Source organism: Oceanirhabdus seepicola (genome assembly GCF_023684385.1).
Lineage (GTDB): Bacteria > Bacillota > Clostridia > Clostridiales > Clostridiaceae > Oceanirhabdus > Oceanirhabdus seepicola.
In genome coordinates this window covers 1,096,568-1,119,063 of record NZ_JAGSOJ010000002.1, presented here as the reverse complement: position 1 = coordinate 1,119,063, position 22,496 = coordinate 1,096,568, and the positions used below count along the sequence as shown (strand labels likewise).

Annotated in this window: 18 protein-coding genes and 1 other annotated feature; of the genes, 5 read left to right on the top strand and 13 right to left on the bottom strand. The window is 31.5% G+C overall.

The genetic code is table 11. The features are described from left to right. Positions 1-37 precede the first annotated feature (37 nt). The 7 genes from KDK92_RS12585 to KDK92_RS12555 all read right to left on the bottom strand — a co-directional run bounded on the left by KDK92_RS12585 (position 38) and on the right by KDK92_RS12555 (position 9,626). Positions 38-829 (bottom strand): ribonuclease H-like domain-containing protein, encoded by a 792-nt coding sequence (locus KDK92_RS12585; RefSeq protein WP_250859613.1) that lies wholly within the window; start codon positions 827-829, stop codon positions 38-40. Between the two features lie 132 nt (positions 830-961). Then, complete coding sequence (gene argS, locus KDK92_RS12580) at positions 962-2,653, bottom strand: arginine--tRNA ligase (protein ID WP_250859612.1); 1,692 nt, start codon at positions 2,651-2,653, stop codon at positions 962-964. A 70-nt stretch (positions 2,654-2,723) separates the two neighbouring features. Beyond that, positions 2,724-2,978: a binding site (T-box leader), on the bottom strand. Between the two features lie 208 nt (positions 2,979-3,186). Then, on the bottom strand, positions 3,187-4,548 hold the full coding sequence (locus KDK92_RS24815) for a S41 family peptidase (RefSeq protein WP_250859611.1): 1,362 nt from the start codon (positions 4,546-4,548) through the stop codon (positions 3,187-3,189). A gap of 99 nt (positions 4,549-4,647) precedes the next feature. After that, entirely contained in the window at positions 4,648-5,946 is a 1,299-nt protein-coding gene (locus KDK92_RS12570; RefSeq protein ID WP_250859609.1) for a polyphosphate kinase 2 family protein, read from the bottom strand. Positions 5,947-6,053: 107 nt separating this feature from the next. Further along, positions 6,054-6,824 (bottom strand): prolipoprotein diacylglyceryl transferase, encoded by a 771-nt coding sequence (gene lgt / locus KDK92_RS12565; protein ID WP_250859608.1) that lies wholly within the window; start codon positions 6,822-6,824, stop codon positions 6,054-6,056. 65 nt (positions 6,825-6,889) lie between these two features. Next, a complete protein-coding gene (gene ftsH / locus KDK92_RS12560; protein ID WP_276575949.1) occupies positions 6,890-8,806 on the bottom strand; it encodes an ATP-dependent zinc metalloprotease FtsH in 1,917 nt (638 codons plus the stop codon). A gap of 313 nt (positions 8,807-9,119) precedes the next feature. Beyond that, positions 9,120-9,626: a TspO/MBR family protein gene (locus tag KDK92_RS12555; protein WP_250859607.1), complete on the bottom strand. Its 507-nt coding sequence runs from the start codon at positions 9,624-9,626 to the stop codon at positions 9,120-9,122. Positions 9,627-10,253: 627 nt separating this feature from the next. Here KDK92_RS12555 and KDK92_RS12550 point away from each other — a divergent pair. Then, positions 10,254-10,721 (top strand): MarR family winged helix-turn-helix transcriptional regulator, encoded by a 468-nt coding sequence (locus tag KDK92_RS12550; RefSeq protein ID WP_250859606.1) that lies wholly within the window; start codon positions 10,254-10,256, stop codon positions 10,719-10,721. Between the two features lie 122 nt (positions 10,722-10,843). After that, the gene (amrA, locus tag KDK92_RS12545; RefSeq protein ID WP_250859605.1) at positions 10,844-12,241 is read left to right on the top strand and encodes an AmmeMemoRadiSam system protein A; all 1,398 of its coding nucleotides are present in this window, start codon (positions 10,844-10,846) and stop codon (positions 12,239-12,241) included. A gap of 263 nt (positions 12,242-12,504) precedes the next feature. On the opposite strand, the gene ymfI is transcribed toward amrA, so the two are convergent. Continuing rightward, a complete protein-coding gene (ymfI, locus tag KDK92_RS12540) occupies positions 12,505-13,245 on the bottom strand; it encodes an elongation factor P 5-aminopentanone reductase (RefSeq protein ID WP_250859603.1) in 741 nt (246 codons plus the stop codon). A 145-nt stretch (positions 13,246-13,390) separates the two neighbouring features. On the opposite strand from ymfI, the gene KDK92_RS12535 reads away from it, so the two are divergent. Then, on the top strand, positions 13,391-14,248 hold the full coding sequence (locus tag KDK92_RS12535) for a YitT family protein (protein ID WP_250859602.1): 858 nt from the start codon (positions 13,391-13,393) through the stop codon (positions 14,246-14,248). A gap of 254 nt (positions 14,249-14,502) precedes the next feature. Here the strand turns inward: KDK92_RS12535 and KDK92_RS12530 are convergent, their stop codons facing one another. Next, a complete protein-coding gene (locus KDK92_RS12530; protein WP_276575948.1) occupies positions 14,503-15,945 on the bottom strand; it encodes a leucyl aminopeptidase in 1,443 nt (480 codons plus the stop codon). 40 nt (positions 15,946-15,985) lie between these two features. Beyond that, complete coding sequence (locus tag KDK92_RS12525; protein ID WP_250859600.1) at positions 15,986-17,371, bottom strand: phospholipase D-like domain-containing protein; 1,386 nt, start codon at positions 17,369-17,371, stop codon at positions 15,986-15,988. 179 nt (positions 17,372-17,550) lie between these two features. Here KDK92_RS12525 and KDK92_RS12520 point away from each other — a divergent pair, with 179 nt between their 5' ends. Then, positions 17,551-17,721, top strand: coding sequence for a 4Fe-4S binding protein (locus KDK92_RS12520; protein ID WP_250859599.1), 171 nt, complete (start codon positions 17,551-17,553; stop codon positions 17,719-17,721). Positions 17,722-17,870: 149 nt separating this feature from the next. After that, positions 17,871-18,041 carry an indolepyruvate ferredoxin oxidoreductase subunit alpha gene (locus tag KDK92_RS12515; RefSeq protein ID WP_250859598.1) on the top strand — a complete coding sequence of 57 codons (171 nt, stop codon included), beginning with the start codon at positions 17,871-17,873 and terminating at the stop codon, positions 18,039-18,041. Positions 18,042-18,391: 350 nt separating this feature from the next. Here KDK92_RS12515 and KDK92_RS12510 read toward each other — a convergent pair whose 3' ends face one another. The 3 genes from KDK92_RS12510 to eam all read right to left on the bottom strand — a co-directional run bounded on the left by KDK92_RS12510 (position 18,392) and on the right by eam (position 22,365). Then, a complete protein-coding gene (locus KDK92_RS12510) occupies positions 18,392-19,705 on the bottom strand; it encodes an IS1595 family transposase (protein WP_250859597.1) in 1,314 nt (437 codons plus the stop codon). 289 nt (positions 19,706-19,994) lie between these two features. Then, positions 19,995-20,849: a YitT family protein gene (locus KDK92_RS12505; RefSeq protein WP_250859595.1), complete on the bottom strand. Its 855-nt coding sequence runs from the start codon at positions 20,847-20,849 to the stop codon at positions 19,995-19,997. Between the two features lie 259 nt (positions 20,850-21,108). Next, positions 21,109-22,365 (bottom strand): glutamate 2,3-aminomutase, encoded by a 1,257-nt coding sequence (gene eam / locus KDK92_RS12500; protein ID WP_250859593.1) that lies wholly within the window; start codon positions 22,363-22,365, stop codon positions 21,109-21,111. Positions 22,366-22,496: the final 131 nt, after the last annotated feature.

Here is a 22,496-nt window from a genome sequence, read left to right as displayed (position 1 = left end):
ATTTAAATTTATTCTTCTCAGTATATTCATAAGTTGCTTAAAAGGCTTCTTTTATAATCTCATCAATCTTTATAGGATCAGTATTGCCTTTTATTAGGGCTTCAATTGCTGCTGCAGCTTCTTTTCTACTTAATTTCTCTACATTACTTTTAAGCTCTATTTTGTGCTTTCTAAGAAGAGATCTTAAATAATTAAGTTGATTATTTGATATTTTCTCTACTTTTATATTTGGATTTTTATCAATCTCACTAATGATTTTGAACAAAAATGGCAAATTCAAAGCATCTTCGAAATTATGAAGCATTATAGTATCTCTTATGCTTTCATTATTTGTGTACAAGAATTGCTTATACAATTGTACTGTTAGTCCACCATCAATCTTATCTTCCCTCTCAATACCTATATACTTCTCTACACTTTTAAGATTACATCTTTCAATCCCTAACTGGTTATGATAAGGTTTTATCTCTCTGTATAGATCAATATGCTCTTTAGGGGGAATAAACTCTAATTTATGTTTTTCCATTCTTCTGATTAGATAGGGTTCATCAAAAGCAATTCCATTATATGAACACCATTTATCAAAGACTTTAAGATCATTCCTAAAATTCTCTAATACACTTATCTCATCCTCTTTATACTCTGCAAAATACTGCTTAACTACAAATCTTCCCTCTTTAAAAAATCCTAACGATATTAACATTATTATGTCTTGGGTTTTATTAAATCCAGTGCTTTCAATATCAAAGAAAGCAACGTTTTCTAAATCGTACTCTCTTATGATTTCGCTATCAAGTTCAATGTCTTGAAGCATTTCTTTAAAAAACATTAAATATCCTCCAAACTAGAACAATATGCTCTTTTCTCTACTATTTATTATACATTAAAATGATAATATTATAAAGCAAGTAAATCAAAAAAAGAGGAGGATATTCCTACCTCTTTTTATATTTACAACATATTACATTTTCTCAACTACTTTAATACCTAAAAGATCTAATGACTTCTTGATTACAACGCAAGTAGCTTCAACAAGTTTAAGTCTTGCATTCTTCAACTCTTCACTCTCAGAATTAGCAATATTATGTGCATTGTAAAACTTATTGAATGCTTTAGCAACATCAAGTACATATCTTGTTATTATACTTGGCTCTAACTTATCAATAGAAGATTTAATTGCAAGCTCAAGGTTTTCAAGAATTTTAACAAGTTCAAACTCTTCTTTTGAATTAAGTAATGAGTAATCTGCTTCTTCTTCAACAGTTCCAAGCTTTCTTAATATACTCTTACCCCTAGCATACGTGTACTGAGTATATGGTCCCGTTTCTCCTTCAAAGCTTAACATCTCATCCCAATTGAATACAATATCTCTTGTTCTATTATTCTTAAGGTATGTGAATATTATTGCTCCAATACCAACCTCTTTAGCAACTTCTTCTTTATTTTCTAATTCTGGATTCTTCTCATTAATTATACTTAAAGTTTTATTAACAGCTTCATTAAGAAGATCTTCAAGGAAAATTACATCACCTTTTCTTGTAGATAACTTCTTATCTGCAAATCTAACCATTCCAAATGGCACATGAATACAATCTTTTGCCCACTCAAATCCCATTAACTCAAGAGATTTGAACACTTGATTAAAGTGTAATGTTTGATCTTTACCAACAACATATATATTCTTGCTAAAATCATATTTTTTCTTTCTATATGTTGCAGCAGCAAGGTCACGTGTAGCATATATAGTAGCACCATCAGCCTTTTTAACGATACAAGGAGGCATATTGTACTCTTCAAGGTCTATTACTTGCGCTCCTTGGCTTTCAACAAGTAATCCTGTTTTCTCTATCATCTCAACTAATTCATCAATCTTATCACTATAGAAGCTTTCACCAGCATATGAATCAAACTCAACACCAAGCATCTCATAAACCTTCATAAACTCTTTTAAGCTTAACTCTCTAAATCTCTTCCAAAGCGCAACCTCTTCTTCAGATCCATCTTCAAGTCTCTTGAAGTACATTCTTCCCTCTTCAACAAGCTCTGGATTTTTCTCTGCTTCATCATGGAACTTAACATAAATTCTTAAAAGTTCTTTAATAGGTTCTTTTTCAAGAGCTTCTTCATCTCCCCACTTCTTATAAGCTGAGATAAGTTTACCAAATTGTGTTCCTGTATCACCAAGGTGATTTATTCTCTCAACATCATATCCTTGTGATTTGTAGCTCTTATATAAAGAGTTTCCAATAACAGTTGTAAATAAATGTCCAACATGAAATGGTTTTGCTATATTTGGTGATGAATACTCAACTAGAATAGTTTCTCCATCTCCATTTGTAGTATTACCATATTCAAGTCCTTCAATAAGGATTTTATCTATTGTTTTCTTTATTAACATAGTCTTATCAACAAAAAAGTTAAGGTATGGTCCATTATTTACAATCTTTTCAAAGCCTTCTTTATTGATTTTCTCCATCAATTCAATAGCAATCATAGGTGGAGCTTTTCTTAACACTTTTGCTAATATAAAACATGGAAATGCAAAATCCCCCATATCAGACTTTGGTGGTATTTCAACTAATTTCTCTATTTCAAGTACATCCATATCCACATGTTCAGCAATTCTTTGTGCAACTAATTTTTTGTTATCCATTATTCTCTTCTCCTTTCATCATTTCTTCAGAAATATCTATATTTAGACAAATAAAAAACTCGCCTCTAAAAATAGAGACGAGATAATCGCGGTACCACTCTAATTGATAAATTTTAATACAAAAATTTATCCACTTAACTTTTTAACGCATTTGCGCCTTTTCTTACTCTCCACAAGTTTTTGTGATTTTCAGATAGGTTCTCCAAGGCTCTCTTCCCACTAGCTATCCTGCGGAACTCGCACCAACTTCCGCTCGCTTTAGGCTATTCAAATAATAACCCATTAGAATATACTCTAGAGGTACTTTCCTCTTCTCAGAATTTCATTATTCTCTTTTAAACTACTTTTGATTATATATGCTATATAGATCATATGTCAAGATATACTTTTCAGACTGTTTAAAAATTCCAATCTCGGCGTCACTTAGGCTCTCTGCGCTACTCGTTCGCATAGTTCCTTGACCTTGAACTCTTTAAACGGTCTGAATTTCTAAAGAAACACAGAAAAAGTACTTAAACAATATATTAATAATCTTAATCTTTATATAATATTTCTCTTAATGTTTTTTCGTTAATACTATTATCATTAAATTTACCACTATATATATCCACACTCAATCTCTTAGACATTTTGCCCTGATATATAAATTCAGTGGTCGGTACACTAATGGCTATATTCTTTTCTGATAACTGTATTTCAACTTCATTTCCAAAATTGTTTGCATTAGAAGTTGGGTTTGTTCCTATAACTTTACCATAAAAATTATTCTTAATAAGATTAGCAACCCTAATAGCATCTGTTCCGCTATTACCATTAACTAAAAGAAATATTTCCTTACCATAGATAAAACTATTTTTATTTTTACTTTTAGTCTTTTTACCTAGAAATATCTTCTTAAAAAAACTATCATGTTCATATGATGCTGCTTCCCATTGAGAACTCTTTTTTATCTTCTTATGATAATTATAGTAGTCTTTATATTTTAAGTTTTTAATGATTTCATCTATAATATTCATATGAATATTCCCATCAGTTCTTAGATCAATTAGTATCTTGTCAACACTTTGATTTACTGAATCCTCAAAAAATGATTGAATTTCTTCGTTCTCTTCCTTTTTATTCTCATAACTATTTATATCCAACACAGCTATATCTTTATTATCAAAAACATTATAACCGTTGTTATAATTATACTCAATAGCTTCATCCACAAATGAAACATTTTCACATATTGAAATGCTGTCTCTCATTACTTCAACTTTAACTTTACCATTGTTTATTGCCCCAGAATCTTGTAAAAAGTGAAAATCTCTAATAATGTTATCTAAGTTACAGAATACCTCATCCTTAGTATTACAAGTTGTAAATTTCATGCCCATTTGTAATAACTCCTCAATAGGTAATCCTCCTATTTTAACAACTTTATCCCCTTTTTTTAAGTTTTCACTATCTTTCGAGACATATACTCCAGAAAGTCCACCAATTAAATTCACTTTTAATTTTCTTCTTGACTCATTTGAATATTTTACATTTAATGCTGGGTCTTTGTACAAACTTAAAAATCTCTTATAAAGAAAATATTCATCTTCGTTCTCTGAACTAAACTCATTGAAAATCTCTTTTCCCTGTTCTAATATTTCATTCTTACTTACATATTTATATGGATTTGGATGAACCTCTTCAATCAAATTAACTATGTACTCCAATTCATCAGAAACTATCTCATTAATTTTTTCCTTATCAGATGATATCTTTTTTTCTCCACTCTCTTCACTCTGTGCTATCTCACTCTGTTTGTTTTCAACTTTATCTATAATCACAGTCTCATTGCTACATGAAACAAATAACAAACTAGATAGCATACATGTCAACAATATTTTATGTATACACCTCACCGTTTAACCCTCCAACTGTTTTTTCATACGCCTAATTTTATCATAAGACTGATTTTATGTACATAGACATAACAGTTCACTATAATTATATTGGGACGTTTAAGGTGTATTTAACTGTTCAATAAACTCCATAATTTCACGCATAACGTTCGTTCTAGCCTTCTTTTTATTATCACCCTCAATAATTATCCATGGAGAAAATTTAAAACTTGTTCTTATAAACATATCTTTGGAATATTCATTATAGCTATTACGTTTCAATCTATTCTTCCAATCTCGCTCTCCAATTTTCCATCTCTTATTTTCCTTAATCACTCTCTTTTTAAATCTATTTAACTGTTCTTCTGGCGATACATTCAACCAAAATTTCATAACATGAATACCTGATTTTTCTAATTCCTTTTCAAAGTTATATATTACATTAAAGGCACTCTGGATATTTTCCTCAGAATCAAGCTTTTCAACTCGTTCTACTAATACCCTCCCATACCAGCTTCTATCTAATACAATTAAAGTCTTATCACTATAGATCTTGCCCATAAATCTCTTAAGGAAATGAGCACTCTTCTCCTTAAATTGTGGTTCACGAATTCTATATAAGTCATAATATCTTGGGTCCATCTTTTTTAGTACTTTTTTTATAGCACCTCCTTTTCCAGACCCATCCATCCCTTCAAATATAACCACTAATTTTTCTTTTCTCTTATAAAGAGATTTAATCATATTATCAATATCTCTACTATAAGTCTGCTTCACCTTATCTATAGTATCTTCACTATCATTAAATCCTCTTGAAGTTTTAAATGGAACATATTCTATTATTTTTTCAACTTTTTGACTATCATCAATACTATTATCATCTAAAAAATGAGTACTTTGTCCAGTAATATTACGTAATCTATTATTTATAACCCTAATAATTTTATAGAGATTTCCCCTCTTATTATCACCACATTCTATAAAATCCCACTGAAACCACCTTGAATTTTTCTCATTAAGCTTCTTCTCAGAGATATTTTCTTTTTTTGTTAAACATATTTTAATTAATTGGATTCCTCCACCATTAAGTACTAACTCTAATCTATTTACCTCTTTAAATTCACTCTTTTTTATATTACACCCTTTTTTATTTATATCTCCTAACCATCCATTTAAGATAATATTTATTTCACCAAAATTGGGGGAATGTTTTATCCAAAACATTTTACTTTGATATTCTCTATATATTAACTTGCAATTATTTGGCTCCATATTAAGATATAGAATGTTTCCATATTCTTTAACAAGTTTTTTATCTCCATAGAACAGAATAATTAACCCTTTTCGCTCTTTAATCCACTTATAATTATTTAATGTTAGTGATTTCAGCTCATCTTTCCATTCTTTTTTAATATCCATAATTTTCACTCCATAAACTGTATACTTTATAAAAATTATCTTTTCCATAAATGATAAAAAAAATAAGCACGGAAATCCGCGCTTAAAAACAAGTTTTCAATTTTCTTTTAATGTGCTTGTTTTTTTCTTTTAACTTGGTCGTAAATAATGAAGCCTATCCATGCAGCAACACCTAGTAAACTCACTATCTGAGCTATTCTCATTCCACCTATATATAAACTATCAGTTCTCATTCCTTCAATAAAGAATCTACCTAGAGAATATAGCCCTATATATGTAAAAGCAGTGTATCCATCTCTAACCTTTTTAAATAACATTATCATCAGAACAATAAAAATTCCAACATTTAATACTGATTCATATAGGAAGGTCGGATGATAATAAGCCCCATTTATAAACATTCCCTTCTGTATAAATTCTGGGAAACGACTTATAAACTCTTTTGTTACTTCACCACCATGAGCTTCTCCGTTCATGAAATTACCCCATCTTCCTATTGCCTGGGCAATAACAATACATGGAACTGTAGCGTCAATATACTTAATAATATTCTCTTTTTTCTTAAGAAGATAAATTACTCCACTTCCTATTCCAAAAATTAATCCACCATGAATGGCTAACCCACCTTGCCTTATGTTTAAAATTTGAATAGGATTACTTAAATAATAATCTAAACTAAATAGAACATAGTATAATCTAGCACCTATGATTGCACATGGTAATGCTATCAATATAGCATTTAAAAGAAGATCATAATTAATCTTCTTAAGCTTACTTGTATAGTTACTTAACACTAAGGCTATAAGCATTCCAAGTGAAATCAATATTCCATACCATGCTATTTTAATTCCGAACAATTCAAATGCCACCGGATCCATGATATCCCTCCATTTCTTAATTGAATATAAATATAAGCCTAATTATACTACATATTACCTTTTATTTAAACTTTCAAGTTATATTGTTTAAGAATTTTTAAAAATTCCTCTCCAGTTAGTGTTTCCTTTTCTATCAATATTGCTGCCAAAGCAGTCAAAACCTCTTTGTGTTTTTCCATAAGTCCCACAGCTCTTTCATGTTGAATTTTGATAATTGATACAACTTCATTATCTACTTCATACTCTGTTCTATCTGAACATCTCTTAACAGTTGTTCCTTGCAAATACTGGCCTTGAACATTCTCAAGTTGTGTCATATCAAACTTCTCACTCATCCCATATATAGCAACACTACTTCTAGCGATGGAAGTTGCTTTCTCAATATCATTTGAAGCTCCAGTAGTAATTGATTCGAAGACCACTTCTTCAGCAGCTCTCCCAGCTAAAAGTACAACAATCTTATCCATGAGTTCATCATATGAGTTCAAGTACTTTTCTGCCTCTGGTAATTGCATTGTAAACCCAAGAGCACCCAAAGTTCTAGGTATAATTGTAATCTTATGAACAGGATCAGTATTCTTCAATAAAGCTGCAGCAAGAGCGTGCCCTATTTCATGATAAGATACAATTTTTTTTTCATCCTTTGACAGTATTCTTTCTTTCTTTATCTTGCCTGCCAAAACCTCTTCTACCGCCTGTTCTAAATCTTCTTGCATCATAAAACTCCGCTTATTTCTAATTGCCATCAATGCACCTTCATTTATAATATTGGCAAGGTCCGCACCTACTGCTCCTGGAGTTATCCTTGCAATTTTCTCAAGCTCTATATCATCTCCTGCTTTTACATCTTTAATATGCACTTTCAATATTTGTAATCTTCCTTTTAAATCTGGTGTATCCATAATAACTCTTCTGTCAAACCGTCCTGGTCTTAGTAATGCCTTATCCAATACCTCTGGTCTATTGGTTGCTGCTAATATAACAACACCCTTAGAAGAATCGAAACCATCCATCTCTGTAAGAAGCTGATTCAATGTCTGCTCGCGTTCATCATTGCCCCCACCGATTCTACTATCCCTACTTTTACCGATAGCATCAACCTCATCAATAAATACTATACATGGAGCCTTTTCTTGCGCTTGTTTAAACAAATCTCTTACTTTAGAGGCTCCCATCCCTACAAACATTTGTACAAACTCTGAACCTGACATTGAGAAAAAAGGAACGTTAGCCTCTCCAGCAACAGCTTTTGCAATTAAAGTTTTTCCAGTTCCAGGCGGACCCACTAGAAGTGCTCCTTTAGGAATCTTTGCCCCTATTTCTCTATACTTCTCTGGATTATTTAAAAAATCTACCATTTCTCTCAATGACTCTTTTGCCTCTTCCTGTCCTGCAACATCTTTAAATCCTATCCCAGTCTCCTTCTCCGCATAAATCTTAGCATTACTCTTTCCAAAATCCATTACACCGCCACTCATCTTCTTCTGCATACTGCCCAAAATAATTCTACCAACTAACATGAATATTAGTAAAGGTACAACCCAGTTCAGTAAAATAACCATAAGAGGATTTTCTTTTTCTCTTATAGCTCCATAGTTCTCAACATTTAATTCCTTAAGTTTTTTTGTTAAATCGCTGTAATCCTGAGGGATTCTCTCAGTATACAAGACCTTTTCACGTTGCTCTTCTTCCTTCAAAAAAATGTATATTCTATCAGATGCTATTCTTACTTCTTCAATTTTTCCTTCTCTACCTAATGTCTCAAATTTACTATATAACACTTGTTCATATGTTAATGAATGAATTAAGTTATTTATTAAATAAAGCATTATAAACACAATTAAAATATATCCAATGCCAAATTTAAATTTATGAGTTGTAACTTTTTCTTTTAAATCTTTTTTATCACTACGTTTTTCTGCACCATTCTTTTCTTCTTTATTAGTTCTCTTACTCTTATCTTTATCGGTCTTATCATTCATATCCCTATTTCATCTCCTTGTTGGTAATAACACACACTCTCACGAATTTTTTCTTCTATTGAAAATTATTATCTCCCATGAATTTTAATTTATTCCTGAAGGATAAATTGCAGAGCTGTGTAATTAAAGAACGGCAGCTATGGAAATTAGAAAAATAAAATATTGCACTTAAAATACATCGTTTAATCTAAGATGAAACGATTCAAATTCTCTTGATTTTTAAACAATAGAATAAAGGTTCTGACCTTTGGTCAGAACCTTCCTGCGTTCTCCACTTTCCACTCCCCACTTCTTTTAAAAATTCCTTTCTGATTTATGCATTTAAAAACCATATATAAAAATTAAGAACACCAGCAAATGTTACCCAGAGTAGATATGGTATAAACAGAATTCCTGCTAATTTGTCTCTTTTGTAAAATTCCTTTAAAGTTAGTACTATAAATATCCATAATATTATTAATACTATAAAAGCAATAAACCTTAAATTTAACCCAAAGAATATAGGTGACCATAAAAAATTCAATGTAAGCTGAATAAAATATAGTTTTATAGCTTTTTTATTTTGAGGTTTCTTTTTAATATCTCTCCAAACTCTAAATAGAGCATATGCCATCAATACGAATAAAATACTCCACACTATTGGAAATACTATTGTTGGTGGTGAAAAAAATGGTTTCTTCAGTAATTGATATGTACTTTTTGTATTCTTTGCCCATATTGAAGATATAAATGCCGCTCCAAAAGTTATGATGAAACTTAATAAGAAATAAAACACTCTTTCTCCATTAATTTTAGGAATCTTTAACTTAAATTTACTCATAGGCTCCTCCCTTGAAACTGATTAAGGGTTTTAACTCAAATATTAATTTATACATAGGTTTAAAGTGTGCTGAGATTTTGAGACTTCTACAAATTAATTTTCGTAAAAAGACCCTTTATATGAAAAATGTATGCTCAATATTTAAATTAAATGCCATATATAACTTTCTAAATATTGAAGTTTATAGGATTTTATTATAAAATTAAATAACAGAAGAAGTTCTGTGCGTAGTATATGGTAGAAAGCACAGAATATTATCTGTGCTTTCAATGATTAGATGTAAATATTAGTAATAACCGTAATATCTATTATATGGTCTTCTGCAACCTCCTCCAAAGAAGAGTAGGATAAGGACCAAAACAATTAGATAAAAAAAACCACAACATCCAAAGAACATATTATCGCTCCTTTACTTTATCGCTGATAATCAGTTTATATCATTCGTTAACTTTAAGAACATAATAAAAGCTATAAATTGCTTCTATTCTATACCATTATATTCATAAGTTAATCAAATGTTATTGAGTAAGGAGAATATTTTAATAAGTTCCGTGATGATACTTTAGATTTTATTTTAAACTTCGCTATTTAAAAGGAAATAGTTTTAATAAATAATTGTATGATTAAATGAAACTGAAAAAGGGGCATAAGACAATGAACTGCAATAATGATGAATGTATTGAGCATATTGAATTACTTTTAAGAAAAATATGTTTTGAAATAAAGAAAAAAGGACGTGAAATATTAAATAATTATGATATCACTCCTCCTCAATTCGATGCACTTCAGAAGATAATCTGGTGCAAAAGCTTAACAATCGGAGAACTTAGTTCAGCTTTATATTTAGCACCAAGTACTATAACCGATTTAGTAGATAGAATGGAGAAAACTGGATTAGTAGAAAGAGTTAAAGATCAAAAAGATAGAAGAGTTGTTAAGGTTCAACCTTTAGAAAAAGGTAATTCTTTAATTGAAGAAGTTCTAAAGCAAAGAAGAGAATATATTGCATCTTTATTAAAAGATCTTGAAAAAAGTGAAAAGAAGGATTTTATTAAATATTTAGAGATTTTTTCATCCTCGTCACATTTTGATTAAAGTTTAGTTTGTTAAAAATCATATAACATTGTTATTCCTCTGATTTCCATATTCAGAGTTTCAGACGTTGAAAACCCTTTAAAATGGGTTTTTTATTCTTTAAAAAGGAAGGTAGTGATATTATGGGTAGAATTCTTGGACATTATATTCTCCCTCACCCCCCAATAATAGTACCAGAAGTGGGAATGGGTAATCAACATGTAGCATTTAGGACTTCATCCTCAATGAAAATGATTGCAAAAGAGATTTCAGCTCTTAACCCAGATAATATTGTTGTAATCTCTCCCCATGGTCCAAATTTTATAGATGGTATTTCAATAATGGATTCTTACTTCATTCAAGGTGATTTTGAAGAATTTGGTTCTGAATTATCTATGGAAAAAGAAATTAATAAAAAGTTAGTCAAAGAGTTGAAGTACAGATGTGAAGAAACAATCATCCCCCTTATCAGCATAGACCATAGTAATGCTGAACTGTACAATATTGAATATAAACTTGATCACGGTACAATGGTTCCTCTTTATTTTATAGATAAATTTATGGAAAATTATAAACTAACAAGTATAACATATGGCGGCATTTCAAAACTACATCATTATAAATTTGGAATGATATTAAAAGAATCCCTATCAAATATCCCTGGAGATTTTGTGATAATCAGTAGTGGTGATCTATCACATAAACTAATAGAAGATAGTCCTTATGGCTATGACTCCTCTGGTGAAAAATTTGATAGAGACCTAATTGACAACTTAGCAGCTGGAAATTGGGAGGATATCATTTTTATGAATGATGACCTGGTTACAAATGCATGTCAATGTGCTTTAAAATCAATAATACTCCTCTTAGGAACCTTAGATGAATTTGATTTCAAGTCAGATATTATATCATATGAGCATCCTTTTGGGGTTGGTTATTGTATTTCTAGAATAAATATAATAAATAATTGCGAAAGTAAGTATACTAAACTTGAAAGAAGCTTTGAAAGGAGATTCTTATCCATGACAAAGAAAGAAAGTTTTCAGGTTAATTTAGCTAGAGAAGCAATAAACAATTTCATCAAATACGAAAATTATATAGATATTCCTTCAAATACGCCAAAAGAGCTACTTTGGAATAAAAAAGGAGTCTTTGTATCATTAAAAATTGAAGGTAATCTCAGAGGCTGCATAGGCACTTTAACACCAACTTGTGATACTACATGTGAGGAAATAATTCGAAATGCAATAGAAGCCTGTTCACATGATCCACGGTTTACCCCAGTATACGAAGAGGAATTATCTCTCTTAACCATATCTGTTGACATACTAGACAATCCTGAAATTTGTTCAAAAGAAGATTTAGATCCACAAAAATATGGAATTATAGTATCAACAGAATCAAAAAAAGCTGTATTACTTCCTAATTTACAAGGAATAAATACAGTAGAAGAACAACTATCTACAGTTCTAAAGAAAGCTGGAATTTCTCCTAATGAAGAGTATTCCATTGAACGCTTTGAGGTGAAACGATATCTTTAAAAATAGCTTACGCTATTTAAGTTGAGAGTTGACAGTGGACAGTGGACAACGATGGGTATTTCACTCTGTGAAATTTTAATCTTATTGTTCCTTGACAATAAGACTTTGCTCGTTTCACTCAGATGAAACATTGCACAATAAATACATTATTTTATTCAAAGATAAAATGAGTAAAAACCTTTGTCCTGAAGATCAATATGATGTAGGTTCTGACCTGTGGTCAGAACCATCCTTCGTTGTCAACTGTCCATTCTCCACTTGTTTTAAAGCATTCCGCCGTCTGCCCTCAAAATCTGCCCTGTCATATATGAACTATCCTCACTTGAAAGAAAAACAGCAATTTTTCCAATTTCACTACCTTCCCCAAAACGGCCCATAGGAATCTCTTCTTGAAGTTCTTGCTCTTCCTCAGGTGTCATCCACCTATTCATTTCAGTATTGATTACCCCTGGAGATATTCCATTAACTCTAACTCCACTTGAGGCTACTTCTTTAGCAAATGCACGTGTAAATGCATTAATGCCTCCCTTTGTTGCAGAATATGCAACTTCACAGGATGCTCCAACCTCACCCCATATGGAAGAAATATTTATTATACTTCCTCCTTTATTCCACATCATATGCCTACCTATATGCTTACACATGTTGAATATACTCTTAAGGTTTGTATTACTTATACTATCCCATGTTTCCTCTTCCATATCTATCAACATACCTATCTCACTTATTCCTGCATTATTAACAAGTATATCTACTTTACCAAATCTCTCAATAATCTCTTCAGTAAATTTTTTCACCTCATTAAAGTTTGATACATCACATTTATACATATGCGCCTTATAACCCTTAGCCTTAATACCTTCAATCACTTCACATGCCTTATCATCTCTATTTCTATATACTATAATTACTTCTGCGCCATTAGTTGCCAGTTCCTGGGCTATATCTGCACCAATCCCTCTACTTCCACCAGTGACAATAGCAATTTTGTTTTTTAATCTCATAAAAACCGCCTTCCTAATTGTTACCATTATTTTGGTATCATAGTTATAATTATAATTGTTGATAAAAAAAAATCAACTAACTTCTCACCTGTTCTGAGAATAATTGGTGCCATTACGCAAACCATATTCATTAGAGGTGATTAACATGAAATTAAAAAAACAAATAAATGATTATATTATAATATCCCTAGGTTCATTTCTCGTATCTGCTGGATTATATTTTTTTATCATGCCACACAACATAGCTGCTGGAGGCGTAAATGGAATCGCACTGGTGATAAACAATTATATACCTTACCTTAATGTAGGTACCCTAATGTTAATAATGAATATATTCTTATTTATTCTGGGATTTATCGTAATTGGCGCTGGATTTGGAGCAAAAACAATATATAGTAGCCTTGCTCTTTCAGGTATAATTCTTTTCTTTGAAAAACTGTATCCTATATCAGAACCACTTACTAATGATATTATGCTTGAATTAATAATTGGAATAATAATTCAAGGAATAGGTATGGCCATTATTTTTAATAAGAACGCTTCAACTGGTGGAACAGATATCATCGCAAAGATCATATATAAATTCACACACCTAGAAATAGGTAAAGCACTACTTCTCACTGACTTAGTTGTTACTCTACTAGCTGCTTTGACCTTCGGATTTCAAAAAGGGCTATACTCCCTTCTAGCAGTTGTAATGAATGGATTATTGATTGATAGAGCAATAGAGACCTTCAATGCACATAAAGAAATTGTTATCATTAGCTCTCAAAAGGAGAAAATTAAGGACTATATAATCAATGACCTTGAAAGAGGTGCTACATATTATTATGCAAAAGGAGCATTTACAAGAAAGGAAGTTGAAGTTCTCAGTACCATAGTGACAAAACGAGAGTTTATAAGATTGAAATCCTATATAAGAGAAATAGATCCTAAATCTTTCATCAAGGTTTATGATGTTTTTGAGACACTTGGGGAAGGCTTTAAAAATATTCATGAATGATAATTGTTCGTTTCACTCGCTTAAAAGAAATTGAAAATGTATAATGTATAACTGAAAATGATGGATGTTTCTGCTGCCTCAGAAACTACATCTTATTGTTCTTTAGTCAAAAGTGTTTTACTCATTTTATCTAAAGATAAAATATTGTATATTAAATACAATGTTTCATTCATAAGATACGAGTAAAACCCTATTATAAAATATAGGTTCTGACCTTAGTCAGAACCCTCCTTCATTATCCATTATATTTTACTCTATTCTTCTTTAGCAAGATAGTATAGAGATTTAACAGCTACACCAGTTCCACCTTTATGATCATAGGCTTTCTTTGGAGCATCAGTCCAACCAGTTCCAGCAATGTCCATGTGTAACCATGGAGTATCACCAACAAATTCACCAATGAATAATCCTGCTGTTATTGATCCTGCATACTTTCCACCTAGATTCTTAAGATCAGCAATATCAGATTTAATAAGTTTCTTATAATCCTCATCAGCAGGAAGTCTCCATATCTTCTCATCAGCTTTATCACTTGCATTTTCTAAACAATTGAAGAATTCATCATTATTTGAAACTACAGCAGTTCTCGTAGTTCCTAAAGCCACAAGTACAGCTCCTGTTAAAGTTGCTATATCAACAACTTTAGTAGCCTTTTCTTTATTTATTATATAATACACAGCATCTATCAATGTCAATCTACCTTCAGCATCTGTATTTAATATTTCTATAGTTTTTCCACCCATAGAATTAATTACATCACCTGGCTTATATGCATTTCCTGAGATAAGATTCTCACAAGCAGCAACAACAGTAACCACATTTCTCTTAAGTTTCATATCTGAGATTGCACACATTGCTCCAATAACCGCAGCAGCTCCACCCATATCACTCTTCATACTAACCATACCTGGAGTTGGCTTTATTGAATATCCACCACTATCATATGTTAAACCTTTTCCTACAAGCCCAAGAACTTCATCCTTGTTCTCCTCATCTCCCATATGTCTCATAATTATAAATCTTGGAGGATTATCTGATCCTCTAGCAACATTCATGTATGATTCCATTCCTAATTCATTTATTTCATTCTCACCTAAAACTTCAACTTCAAATCCATGTTCCTTTCCTAATTCTTTTACTCTATTAGCTAAAGACTCAGGATATAATACGTTCGCAGGCTCATTTACAAGATCTCTAGCTATAATAGTTGATTTTGCAAGTGAAATTCCTTCTTGTGATACCCACTCTTCTAAATCTTTATCAATAACAAGATTTATTTCTTCTATCTTAAATTTTTCTTCTCCTGAAGTTTTATATTTATCAAATTTATAATTTCCTAAGTATAACCCATCAATTACACCTCTAACTATCTTGTTACACTTACAGAATACATAATAGTTTGCCTTTACAATTTTAAATTTAGCTAATTCCTTAACAATTTTAGCTGATATTTCTCTACCTTTCTCTGCAGTTATTTTTTCCTTCACGCCTAAACCAATAAAGAATAATTCCTCATCATTGTCTACATGATATATCTCTCCAAATTTACCTGTGAATCTTTTCTTTTCTTTTAAAACATTCACTTTCTCAGCATATAGCTCACTTTCACTGTCACTATAAACACCTATTATCTTTGGAATATTCTCTTCTTGGACGTTCTGTATTACTTTAATATCCATTTTAAAATCCCCTTTCAAAGCTTTATCATGTTTTCATATTTTATATAAATAAAATCTATTAAAAGCTACTTTCTCTAACTCTACTCATAATTTCTGAATAGAACTTTCTTGACAAATTACTATCCCCATAAATTATCATTATATTCTCATCGTTATTGCTATAACCATTTTTTGTCCAGTTCATAGAACCTGTTATTACTATATTATCTTTACCAAATGGATCAATCACAGCACTCTTTGAGTGTAATTTTCCCTGTAGCTTATCTTCATATATTGGCATAAATTCATTTACATTTCCAACTGTTCTGATAGCACTCCAGCCTTGTTTCCACATACCTTCATCTATTACCATAAAGATATCTCCATCTTTCTCTTTATTCTTTCTTGTTAAAATTTCCATTATCTCTTTCTCAGAAATACAGAATAGTGAAAAAAACATATCTTTATTATTACTATTGTTTAACAATTTTTTTATTTGATCAATAACAGTATTATTAGGAGAAAAATATATATCTACTCTTATATCTCCAATAAGAATGCTCTTAAATCCTCTTAAGGTTTTTCTCTTTCCAAAATTCGCTTGTTTTTTATTGGCCTCTTTCCCTTCCGATCCCCACATTTCATTGAACTGGTCTAGATAAACTTTGCAAACCTCACTATTTCTTATCTTAATACAATGCTGTTGATTACCATCTAACCTTTTATTGATTGCATCTTCATAAGTTCCATATAGACCTGTTACAGTAAAATTCCAACTACCAGTCCATAATATATTGTTATCAACTATTACAAATTTATTATGCATCTGATTTCCAGGTGAGGAATATTTGCCCTCATCTATTTCTTCTCCATAGCACAACACATATCCTTCTACTCTCATCTTCCCAATGGTCAAATGTTCATATCTTTCATTTTCATATATATACTCTGGCAACCCCAAAAGTTCTCTTATTCCCCTATCCTGAACCATAAAGATTGGAGAATCTGAGAATATCATTATGTCATCATCCGTTCCAATTACACCATCTCTTCCTCTTACCATCTTTTCAAGATATATTCGCATAAGTGTATACCTTTTTTCCCTATATTCATCATTACCTTCTTTACCATCAACAATGACTCTTACCCTTATACCCTGACTTGCCTTTTCTATGAGGCCTTCCACTATACCTGGAAGATTCACCTCATATATACACACATCTATAGATTCTTTAGCTTCATATATCATCTCAAGAAGTTCCCCCTCAAGATTAATATTTCCCCATTCCCTTTCACCATATTTTCCGCTTATAGATTTATTAAAAAAACCTTCTATTACTTTACTTCCATATGTTCTCTCAAAAACATCACCGCTAGTTACAAACATTGTTGTTAAAATAATTATTCCTATTAAACTTATTTTTATAGGTAATTCTTTAAGTACATTTCCTAATTTATTATCCATAAATTTATTCCTTAAATTGTTTTTTTATTTTATTTCTTATGATTAAAATTATATCCAATACAGTCCCATATATACTCATCCATATTCCTATAAAGCTATTAAGTAATTTATGTAATAATTCTGAAGAAAATGGATACAATATCTTTGGATAGAAAAATTTATATTTATGGAGGTATTTTATGGCTTACAAAATTAATGATGCATGTGTTAGCTGTGGTGCTTGCGAACCTGAGTGTCCAGTTTCATGTATTTCTGAAGGCGATAACATCTATGTAATAGATCCTAATGTATGTATTGACTGTGGTGCTTGTGCAGCTGTATGCCCTGTAGGCGCACCAAATCCAGCATAAAGTTTTAAAAACAGGAACTTCTTTAGGTTCCTGTTTTTGTTTGTTTTCCCTCTTTATTTATGTATTTTTTTATGATATTATAGAGTTGGTCAAAGAAATGAATATTTTTATTTCTTTATTATTATTTTGATTTTTAGGAGGGTATTACTATGGCTTACAAAATATTAGATACTTGCGTTAACTGTGGAGCATGTGAAGCTGAATGTCCAGTTTCATGTATTTCTGCTGGTGATGGACTTTACGTGATAGACGAGTCTACTTGCATCGATTGTGGTGCTTGTGCTTCTGTTTGTCCAGTAGAAGCTCCTCAAGCTCAATAATAGTAGCTTGCTTAAAAGATGTACAAGCATTTGTACATCTTTTTTGTTTGCCTTTTTTCTGTGGTGTACATCTTTTTGTTTACATTTATTAACTATTAATATTAGCAGTTCTATGTTTTCTTCTTGAGTGTTATAAGTAAAAGTTGCTAATATCTCTCTTTTTTAAGATACCGTTGAAGACGGTACATGACTGTTTAGTACTCTCTCCTTTATACATTGCAATTTCAACATTCCATGTTAACCATTATTCATAATATCTTCCCAATCTTTCCTCATATTTAAGGCCGTAAGGGCGCTTGTACACCTTTCTTTTTCGTCCCCTTATAGCACATGAACAGCTCCTCATACTTCTATCCTACCATACTCAAATGTATGTGTGCCCTATCCTTGAACTCCTTTATTCTTATACCAGAGTGTTCAGTATGGCTATCAATGAACAAGCTTATCGCCGCCTGGTGATTGCCATCTTCTCCACATCCCTGCTCCATATCATAAAGCCCCTTTGTCTTCATAAATCTGTACCAGTAGAGATAGTTATTCAAATATTTACTAGAAACCCCCTTAAACCGTATTATCCATGTAAGAATCTCCCTCTTCATCCTCATGAGCGCTTTTATATTGTAGTCCTTGCAGTCATCACCTGTATTGCCCCTACCCAGCTTTAGACCACGCTTTCTAACATATGTGTGGTAATTCCTATTTCCCTCCGTCGATACTACAGAATCCTCGTGTATACGCCCATCGAACATAGCACTTAGTATCCGTTGGTTCATATATCTTATGTCTGTAAGTTCCGCCATCATATTTCCACCATTATCCAGACCGCATAGAATATAGTTCGCCCTATGTCCCTTAAACAAATAATGGCATTTAGGTTTTTCGAATAAAGAAGAGTACTTATTCTTTGTTCCACACCTTCTTGGCAGATCATATACTCCGCGCTTCTTTCCTTTTGTACTCTCCATTACTAGCATATGTCCAATCTCCACATTTCCACCTATATTCCCCACACCCATATTTGCCCTTAATCCATCCATTATCTTATGCCTCCAGTAGAATGCAGTGGCTATGTTTATACCAACAATCTCACTGGATATCATAAGTGTCAATCCCATTGCCATACATCTCATATACTCTATCCATTTGTCTATCCCCTTCTTGCTATTGTACATGGGAGATAAGGTGGTATCTCTAAATGTACGTCCACACTCCTTATTCTTGCACTTATATCTCTGTTTACCTCCTTCCCATCCATATTTCCAAATATTCTTACATTTACAATGAGGGCATACACGTCCCTTACTGAATCTACTTTCCCTAATTTTCTCTATTATATCCTCATTTACCTTATTCTTGTCTTTTTTGCAATCTGCCTCCACGATCTTGATAATCATCTTGAGAATGTTCACTCTTCTTATCCTCTGCTGTAGCTGCTCCTCATGTTTCTTTTGTTCATTATAATTTCTCTCTTTCTCTTCTTTCTCACTATTAAGAGCCTCATGGGCTAACTTAAGAAATCCTTCCTTTATGAAATGAGACATGCTAGAGCTTTCAACATCCCTCATCAGTTCCTCTAATGCACACTTGCAATCACCTTTCTCAGAAAGATTATTGTCATCATTCTCCATATCTCGTTTTTTATTGTTTTTTACTAGTTGGCTCATAATTACCTCCATGATATACTTTATAGAATTCAAATTCATGCAAACATTCTTTCGCACATATCTGTAATTATGACCTTCTCAGTATTTTTTAATCACCCATTAATAATATTTTTTCTTATCATCTTGATTTTCAGCTTGAACACTTGTCCTTTATTAAGGTAAACCCTTTTCAACGGTATTTTAAAAAAGAGAGATATTAATCATCCCTTATTAGTCTAAGTCCAAACACATCTCACCCATTCCATTGATTCTTTATTCTTTAGAAACAAAAAAAAGAGCCGCAGCTCTTTTATTCGAATGACTGGAATCCTTCTCCAACAGTTTCGTGAACATTATATGTTATTAAAAATGCTTTATCATCTAATGCCTTTATATATTGTTTCAATCTAATAAATTGCTTTTTACCAACAACTGTTGATATTATAACCTTCTCTTCGCCAGTATAGGCACCTTCCGCTCTATAGATAGTAGCCCCTCTATCTAAAACCTCTATAATATATTTCTTTATATCTTCACCTTTAGTTGATATAATTTCAACTTTCTTGTTCATGCTAAGCCCTTCAATAAATACATCTATAAGATAACCCACTAAGAAAACACCAAGGATAGAGTATAACCCTTTACCTAATCCGAAAGTGAAAACAGCAACTATTGTTACACAAAAATCTGCCATCAACAGTCCTTTTCCTATATCAATATGGAAATACTTATTTAAAATCTTAGCTATTATATCTGTTCCTCCTGTAGATGTTCCTTGATAGAACACTAAAGCAAGTCCAATTGCAGTGATAGCACTTCCAAATAAGGTTTCAATAAAAATATCTCCTGTTATAGGACCACTAAGAGGAGTGAATATCTCCATCAACCTCATGTATCCTGATAATGCTAGGAATGCATATACTGTAAATGCACCAAAATCTGCTCCAATAAATATCAACCCAACCACAAATAATACTAAGTTCAAAGCTAGTAGTATTCCACTTAAAGGTAGACTAGGGAAATAGTAATTTAGTACCTTACTTAATCCTGTTACACCACCTGGTGCTAAATTATTAGGATCCATGAAATAATAAAATCCCGCAGCAACCAAGAACACTCCTATGTTAATCAAAATAAACCTTTTTAAAAACTTTTTCTTATCCATACTTACCTCCCGTTAACCTGAGTCACATTCAAATAAATAACTTGTTATTTATTTTCATATGCCTAATATTTCACTCTCAAAAAAAATCCCCAGACCATTTCAAGGTCAAGAGATTATTATCATCCGCATATACGCGTTTCTTTTAAAACTATAAATTTTAAGACGTGGATATATTCATTTCCACGTCTATTTTATATTAATTATTTGAATTTGTAAATCATATTTCGTAAAGTTAAAATATTCAGAATTAATAGAAAATTTATTTATCACCCAAAAGTTTCTTTATATCTTTTGTTTCATGGTTTTCATAATCAATAACTCTACCTTCCCAAGTTCTGAAAGTTATATGTTCTGGACCTCTTGATATTAGATACTGTGGTAATATTGGAGTTTTCCCTTGTCCCTTAGGCGCATTTATAATATAAGTAGGTATTGCAAGCCCAGATGTATACCCCCTTAGATACTCCATAATTTCAATACCATCATCTACTGAGGTATTAAAATGTGTTGTACCATGAACATGTTTAGCATGGAATATATAATAAGGTCTTATTCTTACTTTTAGTAGTTCTTGATTAAGACATCTCATTACAAACTTATCATTATTTACTCCATTAAGAAGAACAGCCTGATTCCCAAGTGGTACTCCTGCAAGTGATAATCTCACACATGCATCTTTTACCTCTTCAGTTATCTCCATAGGATGATTAAAATGAGTATTAACATATATTGGACCATACTTCTTCAACATATCAGTAAGCTCTTCATCGATTCTCTGTGGCATTGTTACAATAGTTCTTGTTCCTATTCTAATTATCTCAAGATGTTCTATGGATCTAAGCTCTTTTATCACTTTTTCAAGATTACTTGTAGATAATGTTAACGGATCTCCACCAGTTACAAGAACATCTCTGATTTCTTTATTGTTTCTTATATACTCAATTGACTCACTTAAAACGGACCATGTCTTATGCATATCTTTCTGTCCAATATTTCTTCTTCTCTGACAATGTCTACAATACATGGCGCACTCATTTGTTACATTAATAATTAGTCTATCTGGATATCTTCTTGTTAAACTTCCTGCTGGATTTGTATACTCCTCCCCCATAGGATCAAAGTCACAATTATCCTCTACAGCCTCTAAACCGGTTGGTATACTCATCAATCTAATAGGATCAAATCTATCATCTGGATCAATCAAACTAAGATAATATGGAGATATAGCCCATCTATAATTTTTGCCAACCTTAGATATATCTTCTTTCTCTTCCTTTGAAAGATTGAGTATTTCACTCAAAGTGTCAACGTCACTTATCCTATTGTGTAACTGCCAATGGAAATCATTCCATTGTTTCTCAGAAGCCCCTAAAACTTTCATGATTTTTTCTTTACGTTTGGAAATTATATCTTTCTGCTCTAATCCCTTTGATATAGAGTCTCTAACAGCTAAATAATCTTCAATTGTTTTCTTAAGTTCACTAGCTCTATTAATGGATATTTCTCTCTTATTCAATATTCATTCCTCCTATTCAATTGTTTATTGCTTTCCATTTTCTTTATTTGGTTATTTTGTATTTTTATTACATTAGAGATGTTATTTCTACACTCCAAATATACGATTATCGAAATTTAGATTACATATAA